This is a genomic window from Streptomyces doebereineriae, assembly GCF_031845645.1.
GTDB classification, from domain to species: domain Bacteria; phylum Actinomycetota; class Actinomycetes; order Streptomycetales; family Streptomycetaceae; genus Streptomyces; species Streptomyces canus.
In genome coordinates this window covers 16,919-33,939 of sequence record NZ_JAVREZ010000033.1, presented here as the reverse complement: position 1 = coordinate 33,939, position 17,021 = coordinate 16,919, and the positions used below count along the sequence as shown (strand labels likewise).

Genomic DNA, 17,021 nt, shown 5'->3' with positions numbered 1-17,021 from the left:
GGGGTGCCCTCTCATTCTTGGGAGGGCACCCTGCGTTGCTGTGTGTCCCTCAAGACCTCGGCGGAAGCTTCGGCCTTGACCTGTCCGGGACGTCCCGGTAGGTGGGCGGCGTAGCCGGAGGGTTCGTCTCCAGCAGGCTCAGCGCCAGCGTTACCGCGTCGTCCAGTTGGGCGTGGCGGCCCTCCGCCCAGTCCAGTGGGGTGCGGAGGATCTCCAGGTCCGGGGGGACACCCTGGTTCTCGATCGACCAGCCGTACGCGTCGAACCACGCCGCGTTCATCGGTACGGTGATCACCGTTCCGTCGCCGAGCTGGTGGCGGCCGGTCATGCCGACCACTCCGCCCCAGGTGCGCTGGCCCACCACGGGGCCGAGCTTCAGCAGCTTGAACGCCGCCGTGATCATGTCGCCGTCCGAGGAGGTCGCCTCGTCGGCCAGGGCGACCACCGGGCCGCGCGGGGCGTTCGAGGCGTACGACACCGGCTGGGCGTTTCGCGTCAGGTCCCAGCCGAGGATCGTGCGGGTCAGTTTCTCCACGACCAGCTCGCTGATGTGGCCGCCCGCGTTGCCGCGTACGTCGACGATGAGGGCGGGGCGGGAGACCTCCATCCGCAGGTCCCTGTTGAACTGGGCCCAGCCCGAGCCGCCCATGTCGGGGATGTGTAGATAGCCGCACCGGCCGCCGCTCAACTCCCGTACGACAGCACGGCGTTTGGCCACCCAGTCCTGGTAGCGCAGGGGGCGTTCGTCCAGGAGCGGGACCACCGCCACGCGGCGGGCCCCTCCGACGGGTGGGGCGAAGGTCAGCTCCACCGTCGTACCGCCCGCCGCCGCGAGCAGCGGATAGGGGCCCGCGACCTCGTCGACCGCGCGGCCGTCCACGTGGGTGAGGACCGCGCCCTCGCGGATGCCCGTGCCGGCCAGCGGGGAGCGTGCCTTGGAGTCCGAGGAGTCTCCGGGGAGGATCCGCTTGACCGTCCAACCACCCTCCCTGAGTGCGAGGTTCGCACCCAGGAGGCCCTGGCGGCGCTGGTAGTGCGGGGGGCCCTCGTTGCGGCGGGCGGCGGTGACATAGGCGTGGGAGGTGCCCAGTTCGCCGAGGACCTCGCGCAGCAGGTCGGCGAACTCGTCGGGGGAGGCGACCCGTTCGACCAGCGGGCGGTACTGGTCGAGCACCGCGCCCCAGTCGATCCCGCACATCCCCGGTTCCCAGAAGTACGACCGGATCAGGCGGCCCGCCTCCTCGTACGACTGGCGCCACTCGGCGGCCGGGTCGACCTCGTGGAGGATGCGGCGCAGGTCGATCCAGACGATCGTGTCGCTGTCGCCGGACTCCGTGGCGGGGGTCGCGCGCAGGTCGCCCTCGTCCACCACGACCAGCCGGGAGCCGTCGCCGCTGACCGCGAACCAGTCCAGGTGCTCGACCAGTTCGGTCTTCTTCGCCTTGCCGATGGCGAAGTGTTCGAGGGTCGGGCGCTCGGAGGTGTCGTCCGGGTTCACGAAGGTCTCGCCGAGGGCGCCCGAGATCGGCCAGCGCAGCCAGACCAGGCCACCGCCCGCGACCGGGTGCAGCGCCGAGTACTTGGAGGCGGGGACCGGGAACGGGGTCACCCGGCTCTCCAGCCCTTCGAGTTCGACCGTCACCGCCCCGCCCTCACCGCTCTCGTCCTCGACCGCGTCCAGGCCTCCGGCGGCCGGGCGGCCCTCCGGGTTCAGGGCGAAGGGGGAAGGGGTCGCCGAGGACAGCGGGACCAGGTAGGGCCGGCAGCCGAGCGGGAAGGACAGGTCGCCGGTGTGGACGTCGTACACCGGGTCGAAGCCCCGCCAGGAGAGGAAGGCCAGGTAGCGGCCGTCCCGGGTGAAGACCGGGTTCTCGTCCTCGAAGCGGCCGTTGGTGACGTCGAGAATCAGGCGATCCTTTATGCGGGCCAGCTTGATCTGGCGCAGGGAACGGCCGATCCCCGGGTGCGACCACGTCAGCCAGGAGCCGTCCGGGGAGAAGGCGAGGTCCCGCACCGGGCCGTTGACCGACTGGATCAGCTCGGTGACCTGCTCGTCGGAGTCCTCCGTGCCCGCGGCGTCAGCCGCATTGTCGGACACCGTGAGCAGCAGCAGGCGTCCGTCGTGCGAGGCGATGGCCAGGCGCTCGCCCTGCGGATCCGAGACCAGCTCCAGAACCCGGCCCAGTTCACCGGACGCCATCCGTCGCGGTTCGCGGTCCCCCGTCGCCCGCGGCAGATAGGCGATCTCGATCGCGTCCTCGCCCTCCGCGTCCGTCACATACGCGACCTGGCCGACGGAGCCGAGCATCTCCGGGAGCCGGACCCGTACCCCCGGGGTGTCCGTGATCGTGCGGGCCGGGCCGTCCCGGTGGGTCAGCCAGTACAGGCTGCCGCGGACGACGACGGCACTCGCCCGGCCCGTCTCGTCGACCGAGATGCCGTCCACGTGCTGAGCGGCGGGCACCTGGTACGTACGGCGTCCCGCGCGCGGCCCGCTCAGCCGTACGTCGAGCCTGCGGGCCTCGGTCGAGAGGTCGGGCACGATCCACAGGTCGCCCCCGCACTGGTACACCACCCGGGTGCCGTCGCTGGAGGCGTGCCGGGCGTAGAAGGCGTCGTGGTCGGTGTGGCGGCGCAGGTCGGAGCCGTCGTGGGCGCAGGAGTAGAGGTTGCCGACGCCCTCGTGGTCGGAGAGGAAGGCGATCCGGTCGCCGACGAACATGGGGGAGTGGAGGTGGCCGCCGAGGTCGGGCAGCAGGCGTTCGCCGTGCAGCCAGAGCCGGCCCGTGGCGCCGCCCCGGTAGCGCTTCCAGGCGGCCGGTTCGTGCGGTGGGGTGCCGGTGAGGAGGAGGGTCTTGCGGTCGGCGACCTGGATGTCGGAGACCGGGCCCCAGGGGAGCTTGCGGCCCGGGGAGCCGTCGGTGGGGACCTTGTACGCCCAGGTGAAGTAGGAGAAGGGCTCGCCGTGGGAGGCGACGGCGAGGATGGTGGCCCCTTTCTCTCCTTCGCACGGCGTCCATCCACAGACCTGGGTGTCCGCGCTGCCCCAGTAGGTGAGCCGCCGGCCCGGCCCGCCGTCCACGTCGGTCAGGTGGATCTCGGGCACGAGACTGCGCCAGCTCGTGTAGGCGATGTGGCGGCCGTCGGGCGAGAAGCGCGGATGGCCGACCTTGGTGCGGTCGACGGTCAGACGCCAGGCGCGGCCCGGACCGTCGAGAGGGGCCAGCCAGAGGTCGTCCTCGGCCACGAAGCACAACAGGTCGCCGCTCAGATGCGGAAGGCGCAGATAGCTCACCTCCCCATGCTTTTCCTGGGGATGGACCGGAGCAACTTATGAAAAATCGGTCGGCGGTGATCTGCGGCGACCTGGGGTGACCCACGACACGAACGAAACCGTTTCGTTTCGTTGAGGAATGCGCTACATTCGTGTCGTACGAAACAGTGTCGTTCGAAGTCCCGGAGCGGAAAGGGTGAGTGACATGACCGAGGTCTCGACCGCGCGTCGCAGCCGCATCACCCCCGAGCGTGAGGCCGAGCTGTACGAGGCCGTGCTCGAACTGCTCAGGGAGGTCGGCTACGACGCCCTCACCATGGACGCCGTCGCCGCGCGCACCCGTTCCAGCAAGGCCACGCTCTACCGCCAGTGGGGCGGCAAGGCCGAGCTGGTGGCGAAGGCGGTGCGGCACACCAAGCCGGGCGGTCTCGGTTTCGACGAGATCGACACCGGGTCGCTCAAGGGCGACCTGCACGCGCTCACCATGCGCTCGGACGACTGCACGATGGAGCAGAACTCCGCGCTCATGCGCGGTCTGGCCATGGCGATCCACGGCAACCCGGATCTCCTGAAGGCGTTCCGCGCGCATCTCATCGAACCCGAGATGGCGGAGTTCCGCCGAGTGGTGCAGCGGGCGGTCGACCGGGGCGAGGTGCGCCCCGACAACCCGGCGATCGAGTTCATGATCCACATGATGATCGGCGGGTTCGCGGCCCGCACGATGATCGACGAGCTGCCGCCGACCCAGGCCTTCCTCCTTTCGTACATCGACGCCGTGGTCCTCCCCGCCCTCGGCGTGCACGACTGACCCACAGTCACCCCAGCAAGCCCTCCACCTGACGTAACCGCTCACGTCGTCGGGCTGATCATCCCTGCCCTGAAAACCTCACGACCTGACCGGGAGTACGCCTTCGTGGCCACTTTCCTCTACCGGCTCGGCCGGCTCGCCTTCCGGCGACGGCACTTCGTCGCCCTGATATGGGTGGCCCTGCTGACCCTCGCGGGCGTCGGCGCGGCCAGCGCGCCCGCCGCCGGATCCACCTCCTTCTCCATCCCCGGCACCGAGGCGCAGAAGGCCTTCGACCTGCTGGAACAGCGTTTCCCCGGGGCCAGCGCCGACGGCGCGACCGGGCGCATGGTCTTCAAGGCGCCCGAGGGCGAGAAGATGACGGACGCCGTCAACAAGGCGACCGTCGCGAAGACCGTCAAGGAGCTGGGCGACGGCTCCGAGGTCGTCTCCGTCACCGACCCGTTCACGACCAACGCGGTGAGCAAGGACGGCACGGTCGCCTACCTCTCGGTGAAGTACGACGCTCCCGCCGTCGGGCTGAAGGACGCGACCAGGGACGCCCTGGAGACCGCCGGTGACGACGCCCGGGCCACCGGCCTGACCGTCGACGTCGGAGGCGACGCGCTCCAGGCCCAGCCCGACGCGGGGGGAGTCGGCGAGGCCATCGGTCTCGCCATCGCCGCGGTCGTCCTGGTCCTCACCCTGGGCTCGATGATCGCGGCCGGGTTGCCGCTGCTGACCGCGATCATCGGTGTCGCGATCGGCGTCTCCACCATCACCGTTCTCGCCAAGCCGCTCGACCTCGGCGACACCACGTCCACACTCGCGGCGATGATCGGACTCGCGGTCGGCATCGACTACGCGCTGTTCATCGTCTCCCGCTACCGCGCCGAGCTGGCCGAGGGCCGCGACCGCGAGGAGGCGGTGGGCCGGGCCACCGGCACCGCCGGTTCCGCGGTGGTCTTCGCGGGCCTCACGGTCGTGATCGCGCTGGCCGGTCTCTCGGTCGTCAACGTGCCGATGCTGACCAAGATGGGTCTCGCCGCGGCAGGCACGGTCGTGATCGCCGTCCTCATCGCGCTGACGATGATTCCGGCGCTCCTCGGGTACGCGGGCCGCAAGATCCGCCCGGCGGGCGAGAAGCGCAAGAAGACCACCGGGGCGGCGCTCACGAAGCCCAACCTGGGCACGCGCTGGGCGAGCTTCGTCATCCGCCGTCCGGCCGCCGTGCTGCTGCTCGGTGTGGTCGGCCTGGGCGCCGTGGCGCTGCCGGTCAGCCAACTGGAGCTGGGCCTGCCCGACGACGGCTCGCAGCCGACGTCCACGACCCAGCGCCGCGCCTACGACCTCCTCTCGGAGGGCTTCGGGCCCGGCTTCAACGGCCCCCTGATGATCGTGGTCGACGCGAAGAACAGCGACGACCCGAAGGCAGCGGCCACCACGGTGACCGACGGCATCAAGGGCCTCAAGGACGTCGTCACGGTCACCCCGGCGACCTTCAACAAGGCCGGCGACACCGCGACCATCACGGTCGTCCCCGACTCGAAGCCGTCCTCGGCCCAGACCGAGGACCTGGTGCACGCCATCCGTGACGACGTCGCGTCCAAGGCGGACGCGGACGTCCTGGTCACCGGCACGACGGCGATGAACATCGACTTCTCGCAGAAGCTGAGCGACGCGCTCATCCCGTACCTGGCCCTGGTCGTGGGCCTGGCCTTCCTCCTTCTGATCGTGGTCTTCCGCTCGATCCTGGTCCCGCTCAAGGCGGCCCTCGGCTTCCTGCTGTCGGTCCTCGCCGCGCTCGGTGCCGTGGTCGCGGTCTTCCAATGGGGCTGGCTCGGCGGGCTGCTCGGCGTCGAGGAGACCGGCCCGATCATGTCGATGATGCCGATCTTCATGGTCGGCGTGGTCTTCGGCCTCGCGATGGACTACGAGGTGTTCCTCGTGACCCGCATGCGCGAGGCGTACGTCCACGGCGAGTCCCCGAGCCAGGCCATAGTCACCGGCTTCAAGCACAGCGCCCGTGTCGTGGTCGCCGCCGCGGTCATCATGATGGCCGTCTTCGGAGGCTTCATCAGCTCCGGCGAGTCGATGATCAAGATGATCGGCTTCGGTCTCGCGATCGCCGTCCTCTTCGACGCGTTCGTCGTCCGCATGGCGATCGTCCCGGCCGTTCTCGCCCTGCTCGGCCACCGCGCCTGGTGGCTGCCGAAGTGGCTGGACCGCGCGCTGCCCAACGTCGACGTCGAGGGCGAGGGACTGCGCACGCAGGACGAGAAGGACGCGGATCCGGACGACGACCGGGAGCTGGTACGCGTCTGACGCACACCGCGTGAGAGGGCCGGTGAGGGAGTTCCCTCACCGGCCTTTCTCTGTCGTGGGCCGGCCGAGATACGTGACGGGCCCGGGGTCCGGTACGGCGATCTCGTGAAAGCCGAGACGGTCGTAGAAGGCACGGGCGGGCGTGTTGGCGGACACCATCGACAGATGTACGGCGGCCACGCCCCGCTCGTGCAGCGCGCGCAGGAAGCTCTCCATGAGCGCGCGCCCGTACCCGCGCCCCTGCCACTCGGGGAGCAGATCGATGTGCAAGTGGGCGGGGTAGGCGGCGACTTCGGGCACGAGCATCCGCTCGGGGCGGTGCACAAGCGCCACGATCTCCTCGTCGGGGGTGCGCGGCTCGTGGCGGGGCTCCGGGTAGCGGTCGGCCACCAGGGGCAGCCATGTCGCGCGGTAGTCCGCCACGAACCGGGGCGTGTCGGCGGTCCCGACGATGTACCCGACGGCCCGTCCCTCCCCGTCGTCCAGCACGAAGGCCAGCTCCGGTTCGAGATGGACGTACGGCGCCGCGAAAGCCGCCGGGAAGACGCCGGGGTCCTTGTAATGCGGGCGGCTGTCCCGGCCCGCGTGGGCGGTGCGGACGCAGATGTCCTCGAGGGCGTCGCGGTCCTCGGGGCGGTAGGGGCGTACGGCGGGAGACGGGGTCATCGCAGCATCCTGCACGACGGGAGGGGGCAGGGGAACGAAACCGCCGTGTCAGTCGGCCGATGGCGGTGACGCGGACCGCCGCTCGGCTCGGGCGACGCGTTCCTCAAGGGCCTGGATACGGTCGTAGAGATCGACCAGGGTCACGCCGTCGGCGACCAGGCCGGAGCGCTGCCAGTGCCTCCGGACGAATTCCTCCCGGCTCTCCTGCGGCGACTGATGGAATCCCGTCCGATCCGCGGTGGGTGACGCCGTCACCGGCATGGACCCCATGCGCCTGAGCGAGGCCTTCTGCAGCTTCAGCACGGCGATCGCACCGGGCACGAACAGCACGAGAGCGGCGATAGGTATCAGCACGAACCAGTTGGCCGACACGACAACTCCCCTCGACGCCGGTGCCCGAACTCCCGGTCACGACCAGGACGTTACAACAAGCCCGGTTTGTCAGTGACGCCGCTGTGCGTACGGTGACTGTCCTGGCTTCGTCCTTCGTCGAGCAAGCACCGGGGAGACCATGAGCGCCACTGAACTCCATTTGACGCACGGCGTTCGCTTCGAGTGGGGTCCCACCGGCGCGGAGCACCTCGCGGCCGACGTGGACTGCCTGGTCGTGGTCGACGTGCTGTCCTTCACCACATCCGTGACGGTCGCCGTCGACGCCGGTACCACCGTCTTCCCGTACCGCTGGCGGGACGAGACCGCCGTCGCCTTCGCCGCGCAGCACTCCGCGGAGTTGGCGGTGGGGCGAAGGGCGGCCGGCCCCGGGGCGCCCTGGTCCCTGTCGCCCGCCGCCCTGCGTGCCGCTCCCTTCACGCCTCGGCTCGTGCTCCCCTCGCCCAACGGCTCCGCCATCTCCGCGTCCGCCAAGGGGAAGCACGTGGTCGCGGGGGCCCTGCGGAACGCCACGGCCGTAGGGGAGTGGCTGGCTCGGGAAGGGCTGGGGACGGCCGGAACCCCTGTTGCCGTGATCGCAGCCGGGGAGCGGTGGCCCGACGGGAGTCTGCGGCCCGCGCTGGAGGATCTCCTCGGGGCGGGGGCCGTCATCGCCGCGTTGCACGAACGCGCGGGAGCGACGCTCTCGCCGGAGGCGGCCGTGGCCGCAGGCGCGTTTCGGCAGGTGGACGACCTCAAGGCCGTCGTGGCCGGGAGTTTCTCCGGGCGTGAGCTGATCGACGACGGCTTCGCCGAGGACGTCGAGATCGCCACCGAAGTGGACGGCTCAACGGCGGTTCCGATGCTGGTGGATGGCGCGTTCACCGCCGTGCATACCTCTTAACCGGGTCGCGTGCCCGGTACACCCACCGCTAGCGTGCCCTGCATGACGACCACCGACGCCCACGGTTCCGGGGCCGCCCACCCCCGTTTCGCCGAGGCCCTGCGCGAGTTGGGCCTCGGCGAGCTCATCGCGCAGGTCCGCCGCTTCCCGGACGCGACCCGTACAGCCGCCGAGGCCGCCGCGGCCATCGGCTGCGAGCTGAGTCAGATCTGCAAGTCGCTGATCTTCGCGTCGGACGGGGTGCCCGTGCTGGTGCTGATGGACGGGGCCTCGCGGGTCGACCTCGAGCGAGTCCGGGAGGAACTCGGCGCCGACAAGGTCACCCGGGCCAAGGCCGATGTCGTACGGGAAACGACCGGGTATGCCATCGGGGGTGTGCCCCCCTTCGGGCACCGTACGAGGACCAGGGTGCTGGCCGACCGGTCGCTGCTCGAACACGAGCTGGTGTGGGCCGCCGCCGGCAATCCGTACGCCGTGTTCCCCATCGCACCCAAGGACCTGGTCGCCCAGGCCGGTGCCGCTCTCGTGGACGTCCGCGAGAGCACCGCGTGACGCCGCTCGTCACCGCGGCCGTTCTCCTCGCCGCGGTCACGCACGCGAGCTGGAACGCCATCGCGCACCAGATCACCGACAAGCTGGTCGGGTTCACGCTGATCTCGGGCGGGGGGATGCTCATCGGGCTGGCGATCATCCCGCTCGCGGCGGTTCCGGCGGCGGGCGCGTGGCCGTATCTCCTCGCCTCGTCCTGCATCCACATCGCGTACTACGCGCTGCTGATGAAGTCCTTCCAACTGGGGGACTTCGGGCAGGCCTATCCGATCGCGCGCGGCACCGCGCCCCTGGTCGTGACCGTGCTGGCCGCCCTCTTCGCGAACGAGGTGCCGGACGGGTGGGCCGCCGCCGGAATCGCCCTCTCCTGCGCGGGACTGACCGGCGTCGCGCTGTGGGGGCTGCGCGGCCGTCGGCCCAACTGGTCGGCGATCGGCGCCGCGTTGGCGACCGGGCTGACCATCGCCGCGTACACCGTCGTCGACGGACTCGGCGTGCGCGCCTCCGGTTCCTCGCTCGGTTACATCGCCTGGCTGATGGCGGTGCAGGGGGTCGTGATCCCGGTGTACGCCCTCACGCGGTGGCGTGGTCGATTCGTCGCCGTACTGAGGCCGTTCGCAGGGGTCGGGCTCGTCGGCGCCGCCCTTTCCGTGGCCGCGTACGGGCTCGTCCTGTGGGCCCAGACCAAGGCCGAACTCGCCCCCGTCGCCGCCCTGCGCGAATCCTCGATCATCGTCGGCGCGGCCATCGGCGCCGTGTTCTTCAAGGAGCGGTTCGGGGCGCCGAGGATCGTCGCGGCGGGGCTGCTGGTCGCGGGCATCGGGCTGATGCTGCACGCCGGTTAGCCGTCCGTCTCGGGGGCTTGTCCCAAGCGCTGCCCAAGTCCGGCCCAACGTCGGCTATTCGTTTGCCGACTTGCCGAGGCCTTGACGGTCCGTTCCCTGAGCGTTCAGGCGGACGTTCGTGGCCGGGTCGTATGCCGTCCCTAGGGTCCAGGCGGACCGCGAAAGAAGGGACGCAAGGGACTCATGGACGCACTCCACGCAGTCCGGGCCCGAGGGATCACCAAGTGCTTCGGTGACGTCGTGGCGCTCGACGGCGTCGACCTGGACGTGACGCGGGGACAGATCCACGGCCTGGTCGGGCCGAACGGCGCCGGCAAGACGACACTGCTCGGGCTCCTGCTGGGCCTCGCCGTCCCTGACGGCGGGGAGTTGGAGATCCTGGACGTGCCGGTCGGGCGGGCCTTCGCCGCGCCTGACGGAGTCGCCGGATTCGTGGACGGGCCCGGTCTCTACCCGTCGCTCACCGCCCGGCAGAACCTCACCGCACTCGCCGAACTCCGCGGTCGACAAGCGCGTACGGCCGGCATCGACGACGTGCTCGAGCAGGTCGGGCTCACCGATGTCGCCAACGACAGGACCCGCGGTTTCTCCCTCGGCATGCGCCAGCGGCTCGGGCTCGCCGCCGCACTGCTGACCCGGCCACGGCTGCTGGTGCTCGACGAGCCGTCCAACGGCCTGGACCCGGCCGGTAAACGGCATGTGCACGGAGTCCTGAACCGGCTCGCCGCGGACGGCACGAGTGTCGTGCTCTCCAGCCACCGTATGGACGACCTGGAGGCGCTGTGCTCCGAGGTCACCATCCTCGCCACCGGGCGGGTCGTGTTCTCGGGCCCGCTCGGCAAACTGGCCGCCGAAAGCCGTGAACTCGACTACCGGGTTCGGACGTCCGACCCGGAGGCCGCGCGGCGGCTGGCCGACGGCACGGACGGCATCCGGATCGCCGACGACACCGGCCGGCAGACGCGGGACGCCGACGTGCTCGTCGTACGCGCGCTGGTGCCCGCTCTCGACGACCTGGTGGCGCGGCTCGTGACGTCGGGCGTCGCGTTGCGCGAACTCGCGCCCGTGGTCTCGCCCTTGGAGGCCGCGTTCCTGGCCCTGACCGAGGTCCAGGAGACCAGCAGATGACCACCACCGTCACCGCGGCCCCCACCACCGTGCGGCCCGTCTCGGTCCCGCGGAGCTACCGTTTCGAACTCGTCAAGCTCGTCTCGCAGTGGCGGATCCGCCTCCTCGTGGTCGCCTGCTGGATCCTGCCGGGGCTCTTCGTCGCCGGGGTGAGCCAGCAGAGCACGCTGCCCTCCGACACCTTGTTCGGCCGCTGGATGCACGCCACCGGCTGGGCCGGACCGCTGGTGATGCTCGGTTTCGCGGGTACCTGGGCGCTTCCGCTGCTGACCTCGGTGGTCGCCGGTGACGTGTTCGCCGCCGAGGACCGGCTCGGCACCTGGCGGTACCTGCTGGTGGCGGTCCGCTCGCCGCGGCGGATCTTCCTGGCGAAGGTGCTGGCCAGTCTCACCGTCATCCTGCTGCTCGTCACCGGACTGGCCTGCTCCAGCGCCGTGGGCGGGCTCGCCTCCGTCGGCAACCAGCCGCTCGTCGGCCTCGACGGCCACCTGTTGACCCCGTCGGATGCCGCCGGAAGGGTCCTGCTCGCCTGGGTCGCCGCCCTCGCCCCGACCCTGGCCCTCGCCGCGATCGGCCTGCTCGGGTCGGTCGCCCTCGGGCGGTCCCCGATGGGGCTGCTGCTGCCCCCGCTGGTCGCGCTCGGCATGCAGGTCGCCCAGATGCTGCCGCTGCCCGTCGCCGTACGCCTCGCCCTGCCCGGCTACGCCTTCCTCTCCTGGAACGGCCTGTTCACCGCCCCGGCCCAACTCGCCCCGCTCCTGATCGGCGTCGCCGTCAGCCTGGCGTGGGCCGTGCTCGCGACCGTACTGGCCCATCTGCTGTTCCTCCGGCGGGACTTCACCAACCTCGCCTACGACGGTGGTGGGCGCCGCGCGTTGACCGTGGGTGTGCTGCCCCTGGCCGCACTGACCGCTCTCACCGTCGGGGGGATCGCCGTCGCGACCGACTCGACGGGCATCACCCAGGCCAAGGTCCAGCGCTCCCTCGCCACGGCCTTCGCCCACCTCTACCGCCTGCAGACCGAACAACTCCACCGCCCCGCCGTCACCGAGGACCGGATCAGGGCCTCGGCGGCGTGCACCAAGAGCGACGGCCAGGCCGCTCAGCAGGGGGCGGGCAATGACTGGCGGTGTGTCGTGACCTGGCACCTGCCCGGCGTACCGGTGGCGGGGACGGCTGTCTATCAGCTGGACGTCGGATCGGACGGGCGGTTCGTCGCCGACGGCGACGGACCGAAGGAAGTGAACGGCTACTTCCTGGTGCGGACCTCCACCGGCGACGCACCGAACCCGTTGTGGCAGTTCGACGGCAACGTCGCGCTGCTGGACACCACCTCGAAGGGATAGTCCCATGCAGGTAACACGGCAGCGCCGGAGCAGCGAGAAGGTCAGACGCCTCAGTCGCCGGACCACGCTGGTGACGGCCGGTATCGCCGTCGCCCTCGGTGTCACCGGCACCGCGGTCGCCTCCACCTACCAGTTCGGCACCCAGCAGGTCGCACAGAGCACCGCCAAGGGCGAGGTCATCTCCAGCGACCAGTACCTCAAGCCGTACGGCAGCCGGACCGTCATCAACGACGGCAAGATCATGTCGTCCACGGTCAGCCCGGACGGCACCCACCTCGCGGCCGCGGTCACCGACGGCGACGCGGCACTGGTGATCATGGACCTCGCGACCGGGCAGGTGAAGCAGAAGATCGGCGCCAACGCCGCGGACGACCTGCGCATCAGCAGCGCCGCGATCGGCCAGGAAGGTCCCACCTACTCGCCCGACGGCAAGCAGCTGTGGCTCGGACAGGCGAACGGCTACACCAGGTTCACCGTGAACGCGGACGGCACCCTCTCCACCCCGACGGCCGTCGACATCCCGGCCGTCGGCACCCAGCAGGCCCTGGTGGGCGCCGCGGTGTTCTCGGCGGACGGCTCCACCGTGTACTCCGCGGTCAACGGCCAGAACCGGGTCGTCGCCCTCGACGCCACCACTGGGACCGTCGAGCAGAGCTGGGCCGTCGGCAACGCCCCGCGCGGCCTCGCCCTGGTCGGCGGCAAGTTGTACGTCAGCAACGAGGGCGGACGTCCGGCCAGGGCCGGCGAGACCACCATGAACTCCTACGGCACCCAGGTGCCCGCCGACCCCGACACGGGCGCCTCGACCACCGGCACGGTCAGCGTCATCGACACCGGCGCGGACAAGGTCGTCCGGACCATCGACGTGGGTCTGCACCCGACCGCCGTGTACGCCAGGAAGGGCGCGGTGTTCGTCACCAACACCGCCGACAACAACGTGTCGGTCATCGACACCCGCAAGGACAAGGTCGTCCAGACCATCGCCACTCAGCCGTGGCCCGAGGCGAAGGTCGGCTACGAGCCCGACGCGGTCACCCTCACCGACGACGGCCACCTGCTGGTCACGCTGGGCCGCGCCAACGCGGTCGCCGTCTTCCGGTACAAGTCCGCGCAGGAGCCCGCCAGTTACGTCGGCCTGCTTCCCACCGACTACTTCCCCGCCGAGATCACCACGGTCGGCAAGAAGGTCGTCGTCTCCAACACCCGTGGCATAGACGCCCGCCGCCCCACCACCGCCTCCGGCCACGGAACCCACGACACCACGTCCAGCCTCACGCAGTTCACCCTGCCGAGCGACCTCGTCATCAGGTCCCGGACGGCCAAGGTCTTCCAGCAGAACGGCTGGACGCCCGGCTCCGTCACGACAGTGAAGGGCGAGAGCCACGCCAAGCCGGTCCCGGTCCCGGCACGGCTCGGCGACCCCTCGACGATCAAGCACGTCTTCCTGCTCGTCAAGGAGAACCGCACCTACGACCAGGTCTACGGCGACCTCCCGCAGGGCGACGGCGACCCGGCCCTGACGACCTTCGGCGCCAACGTGACGCCCAACCAGCACGCCCTGGCCCAGCAGTTCGGCCTCTACGACAACTTCTACGACATCGGCACCAACTCCGCCGAGGGCCACAACTGGCTGATGCAGTCGGACAACCCGGAGTACACCGAGTCTTCCGCCGGTGAGTACACGCGCAGTTACGACACCGAGAACGACGTCCTCGGCCACCAGAAGTCCGGCTTCATCTGGACCGGCGCGCAGGCGGCCGGGAAGTCGGTCAAGGACTTCGGCGAGTTCCAGTCGACCGAGTCCAAGCCGTCCGGCGCGACCTGGCAGAACCTGTACTGCGACAGCAAGAACATGGCCGCGACCGGGGCGCAGACCCAGTACCCCATCCAGACCGGCTCGGCGATCCCCTCGCTCAACAAGGTGTCGGTGCAGGGCTTCCCGATGTTCGACCTCGACGTGCCGGACATCTACAAGGAGCAGATCTGGCAGCAGGACTTCGAGAAGAACGGCCCGGCGAACCTGAACATGTTCTGGTTCTCCAACGACCACACCGGCGGCCCGGCGAACGCGTCCGCCGAGGTCGCCGACAACGACCTCGCGGTCGGCCGGATGGTCGACGAGATCTCCCACAGCTCGTACTGGAAGGACTCGGCGATCTTCGTCGTCGAGGACGACTCCCAGAACGGCCTCGACCACGTCGACGGTCACCGGGCACCGGTCCAGATCATCAGCCCCTACGCCCAGCACGGCACCGTGGACAGCCACTACTACTCGCAGATCACGATGATCCGCACCGTCGAGCAGATCCTCGGGATCCACCCGATGAACCAGAAGGACAGCGCGGCCACCCCGATGTTCGGGGCGTTCACGGGGAAGGCGGACACCACCCCGTTCACGGCGGTCCCCAACCGCACCTCGCTGACCCTCGGAGTGAGCCCCACGCCCTCCTGCGGCGCGGACACCCCGGCCGCCCAGGACGCCGACGCGGCCCCCGCTCCGACGTCCGCCGCGGTGCCGCAGGCCGAGCAGGGGCTCGCGGCGCAGTGGAAGACCTGGGCCTCGCACCAGCGGCTGACCGGCTCGCACGCCGTGCCGGACTACGCCAACGCCGAGCAGATGAACCGCTACACCTGGTACCAGACGCACGCCTGGACCAAGCCCTACCCCGGCGACAGCAAGGTCTACGCGCCGAACGACGTCCCCGGCGCCTACCTGCCGTCGGCGGAGTCCGACGGCTAGACAGCCCGGTCCGGCCGGGGCACACCCGCCCCGGCCGGAATCCGGAGACACGGCCAGGGGACCCGGTCTCGTGCGTCAGGGCCCGGGGAGGAGCACTCTGGAAGCAGAGGTCTCCGGAGGTGATCCCCATGACGCACACCGCAGTCGGATGGCACGTCGAGCTGGAGTTCCGGGAGGACGAACGGCACACCGAGGCGGTCGCGCTGGTGCGCCTGCCCGACGGGAGCGAGGTACGGGCACGCGGACACGCCAGCCGCCACCGCAGCGACACGAATCAGCCGCGGGTCGGCGAGGAGGTCGCGGGAGCGCGGGCGCTCAACGAAATCGCGATGCAGTTGCTGACCAAGGCGCACGACGAGATCGACGAGGCGTCCGGGCGGACGTCCCATTCGATCAACGTGTAGCCCTCACAGGGCCGCCCGCACCGCCCTGACCAGAGCCTGGGCCCTCGGATCCGCCGTGACCGTCTTGCGGAACCCGTTGGTGACATAGCCGAAGGCGATACCGGTCTCGGGGTCGGCGAACCCGAGGGAGCCACCGCGGCCGGGGTGTCCGAAGGAGCCCGCGCCGAGGAACGGCGACGCGCTGCCGTGCAGCATGTAGCCCAGTCCGAAACGGGTGTTCACGACGAGCACCCGGTCCGGACCCGCCGACTCCTCGGTGCGGGCGAGCTCGACCGTGGCCGGGTCGAAGAGCCGTACCCCGTCGATCCCGCCGACCAGCGCCGCGTAGATCCGTGCCAGCCCGTCGGCCGTCGCGATCCCGTTGGTCGCGGGCAGGGCGCTCGCCCGGTACTCCGGTGCGTTCTGGTCGGGGAAGGGGGTGATCGCGGCGAAGGCGCGGCGGGTGAGGGAGCCGGGATCGTCGTAGGCCTCGGTGACGGACCGCTTGGGACGGGCGCGCAGGCCGCCGGTGGGCTCGGGGCCGTCGACCCGTCCGACCCGTCCCGTCCGCCCGGCCGCTTCCTCCTCCTCGGGCAGCCCGAGCCAGAACTCGGCTCCCAGCGGCCCGGCGATCTCCCGCGCGATCCACTCACCGGCCCCGAGCCCGGTCACCCTGCGCACCAGCTCGTCCAGCAGCCAGCCGTACGTCAGCGCGTGATACCCGTGGTCCGTGCCGGGCTCCCAGGCGGGTGCCTGCGCGGCGACCGCCTCGGGGCCCTTCAGCGGGTCCAGGGCCTCCTCGGGGGTGAGCGGCCGGTCGATCACCGGCAGCCCGGCCCGGTGGTTCAGCACGTGCCGGACCAGCACCCGCTCCTTGCCGCGGGCCTTGAACCCGGGCCAGTACTCGGCCACCGGCGCGTCCAGGTCCAGCTCCCCGCGCTGGTGCAGCATCAGGGGTACGGCGGCGGCGACGCCCTTGGTCGCCGAGCGCACGACCTGCGCGGTGCCGTGCCGCCAGGGCTCGGTGCCGTCGATGTCCCTGGTGCCGGCCCACAGGTCGACCACCTTGCGCCCGTCCCGGTACACGGCGACCGCCGCGCCCCGGTCCCCGAGCGCCTCGAAGTTCCGCGCGAACACATCCCTGACCGGCTCGAAGCCCTCGGCGACTGTGCCGTTCACGTCCACGCCCGTACTCCCTCTACTGCCGCTCGGTGCCCCCCTCAGCCAAGCAGAATCGTCACGTCGATGTTCCCGCGGGTCGCGTTCGAGTACGGGCACACCTCGTGGGCCGCGTCCACCAGCTTCGCCGCGAGGCCCGCGTCGAGGATCGGCAGCGAGACGCTCAGGGCGACCGCGAGGCCGTAGCCGCGGTACTTGTTGGGGCCGATGCCGACCTTCGCGGCGACCGTGGAGCCGGTCAGGTCGTAGCCCTCGCGGTTGCCGACGAGGATCAGCGCGTTGTGGAAGCAGGCGCTGTACCCGGCGGCGAACAGCTGCTCCGGGTTGGTGCCGTTGCCGTCCCCGCCGAGCGCCGGCGGCATCGCGACCTTCAGCTCGATCTGGCCGTCCTGGCTGGTGACATAGCCGTCCCGGCCGCCGTGTGCCGTGGCCTCGGCGACATACATGATCTTCGTCGGCCGGGTGTCGACGGCGGTTTCCTCAGGCATGGCTGGTCTCCCCCCGGAGAAGTGTGCGCAAGTGCATC

At 70.7% G+C, this 17,021-nt stretch carries 14 protein-coding genes; 9 read left to right on the top strand and 5 right to left on the bottom strand.

The window, feature by feature from the left end; translation table 11 throughout:
• Positions 1-49: 49 nt before the first annotated feature.
• On the bottom strand, positions 50-3,295 hold the full coding sequence (locus RNB18_RS48240; protein ID WP_311720520.1) for a S41 family peptidase: 3,246 nt from the start codon (positions 3,293-3,295) through the stop codon (positions 50-52).
• Between the two features lie 184 nt (positions 3,296-3,479).
• On the opposite strand from RNB18_RS48240, the gene RNB18_RS48235 reads away from it, so the two are divergent.
• On the top strand, positions 3,480-4,082 hold the full coding sequence (locus RNB18_RS48235; protein ID WP_311720519.1) for a TetR/AcrR family transcriptional regulator: 603 nt from the start codon (positions 3,480-3,482) through the stop codon (positions 4,080-4,082).
• A 105-nt stretch (positions 4,083-4,187) separates the two neighbouring features.
• Complete coding sequence (locus RNB18_RS48230) at positions 4,188-6,386, top strand: MMPL family transporter (protein ID WP_311720518.1); 2,199 nt, start codon at positions 4,188-4,190, stop codon at positions 6,384-6,386.
• A gap of 36 nt (positions 6,387-6,422) precedes the next feature.
• Here the strand turns inward: RNB18_RS48230 and RNB18_RS48225 are convergent, their stop codons facing one another.
• Both RNB18_RS48225 and RNB18_RS48220 read right to left on the bottom strand, forming a co-directional pair.
• Positions 6,423-7,052, bottom strand: a complete 630-nt coding sequence (locus RNB18_RS48225; protein WP_311720517.1) for a GNAT family N-acetyltransferase — start codon at positions 7,050-7,052, stop codon at positions 6,423-6,425.
• Between the two features lie 48 nt (positions 7,053-7,100).
• On the bottom strand, positions 7,101-7,424 hold the full coding sequence (locus tag RNB18_RS48220) for a hypothetical protein (protein WP_311720516.1): 324 nt from the start codon (positions 7,422-7,424) through the stop codon (positions 7,101-7,103).
• A 139-nt stretch (positions 7,425-7,563) separates the two neighbouring features.
• Between RNB18_RS48220 and RNB18_RS48215 the strand changes: the two genes are divergently transcribed.
• The 7 genes from RNB18_RS48215 to RNB18_RS48185 all read left to right on the top strand — a co-directional run bounded on the left by RNB18_RS48215 (position 7,564) and on the right by RNB18_RS48185 (position 15,337).
• Positions 7,564-8,325 carry a 2-phosphosulfolactate phosphatase gene (locus RNB18_RS48215; protein ID WP_311720515.1) on the top strand — a complete coding sequence of 254 codons (762 nt, stop codon included), beginning with the start codon at positions 7,564-7,566 and terminating at the stop codon, positions 8,323-8,325.
• A gap of 42 nt (positions 8,326-8,367) precedes the next feature.
• Positions 8,368-8,877 (top strand): YbaK/EbsC family protein, encoded by a 510-nt coding sequence (locus RNB18_RS48210; protein WP_311720514.1) that lies wholly within the window; start codon positions 8,368-8,370, stop codon positions 8,875-8,877.
• Positions 8,874-9,719, top strand: a complete 846-nt coding sequence (locus RNB18_RS48205) for a DMT family transporter (protein WP_311720513.1) — start codon at positions 8,874-8,876, stop codon at positions 9,717-9,719. The genes RNB18_RS48210 and RNB18_RS48205 overlap by 4 nt, the downstream gene beginning before the upstream one ends.
• Before the next feature lie 183 nt (positions 9,720-9,902).
• Entirely contained in the window at positions 9,903-10,847 is a 945-nt protein-coding gene (locus RNB18_RS48200; RefSeq protein ID WP_311720512.1) for an ABC transporter ATP-binding protein, read from the top strand.
• The gene (locus RNB18_RS48195; protein WP_311720511.1) at positions 10,844-12,193 is read left to right on the top strand and encodes an ABC transporter permease; all 1,350 of its coding nucleotides are present in this window, start codon (positions 10,844-10,846) and stop codon (positions 12,191-12,193) included. The genes RNB18_RS48200 and RNB18_RS48195 overlap by 4 nt, the downstream gene beginning before the upstream one ends.
• A 4-nt stretch (positions 12,194-12,197) precedes the next feature.
• Complete coding sequence (locus tag RNB18_RS48190) at positions 12,198-14,933, top strand: bifunctional YncE family protein/alkaline phosphatase family protein (RefSeq protein ID WP_311720510.1); 2,736 nt, start codon at positions 12,198-12,200, stop codon at positions 14,931-14,933.
• 128 nt (positions 14,934-15,061) lie between these two features.
• Complete coding sequence (locus tag RNB18_RS48185; protein WP_311720509.1) at positions 15,062-15,337, top strand: DUF1876 domain-containing protein; 276 nt, start codon at positions 15,062-15,064, stop codon at positions 15,335-15,337.
• A gap of 3 nt (positions 15,338-15,340) precedes the next feature.
• On the opposite strand, the gene RNB18_RS48180 is transcribed toward RNB18_RS48185, so the two are convergent.
• Both RNB18_RS48180 and RNB18_RS48175 read right to left on the bottom strand, forming a co-directional pair.
• Positions 15,341-16,501, bottom strand: a complete 1,161-nt coding sequence (locus tag RNB18_RS48180; protein ID WP_311720508.1) for a serine hydrolase domain-containing protein — start codon at positions 16,499-16,501, stop codon at positions 15,341-15,343.
• A gap of 35 nt (positions 16,502-16,536) precedes the next feature.
• Positions 16,537-16,983, bottom strand: coding sequence for an organic hydroperoxide resistance protein (locus RNB18_RS48175; RefSeq protein ID WP_311720507.1), 447 nt, complete (start codon positions 16,981-16,983; stop codon positions 16,537-16,539).
• Between the last annotated feature and the right edge of the window lie 38 nt (positions 16,984-17,021).

Coding starts and splice junctions, on each gene's coding strand:
- RNB18_RS48175 (WP_311720507.1), bottom strand. CDS start 16,983: ATGCCTGAGGAAACCGCCGTCGACACCCGGCCGACGAAGATCATGTAT.
- RNB18_RS48185 (WP_311720509.1), top strand. CDS start 15,062: ATGACGCACACCGCAGTCGGATGGCACGTCGAGCTGGAGTTCCGGGAG.
- RNB18_RS48190 (WP_311720510.1), top strand. CDS start 12,198: ATGCAGGTAACACGGCAGCGCCGGAGCAGCGAGAAGGTCAGACGCCTC.
- RNB18_RS48200 (WP_311720512.1), top strand. CDS start 9,903: ATGGACGCACTCCACGCAGTCCGGGCCCGAGGGATCACCAAGTGCTTC.
- RNB18_RS48195 (WP_311720511.1), top strand. CDS start 10,844: ATGACCACCACCGTCACCGCGGCCCCCACCACCGTGCGGCCCGTCTCG.
- RNB18_RS48210 (WP_311720514.1), top strand. CDS start 8,368: ATGACGACCACCGACGCCCACGGTTCCGGGGCCGCCCACCCCCGTTTC.
- RNB18_RS48215 (WP_311720515.1), top strand. CDS start 7,564: ATGAGCGCCACTGAACTCCATTTGACGCACGGCGTTCGCTTCGAGTGG.
- RNB18_RS48235 (WP_311720519.1), top strand. CDS start 3,480: ATGACCGAGGTCTCGACCGCGCGTCGCAGCCGCATCACCCCCGAGCGT.
- RNB18_RS48225 (WP_311720517.1), bottom strand. CDS start 7,052: ATGACCCCGTCTCCCGCCGTACGCCCCTACCGCCCCGAGGACCGCGAC.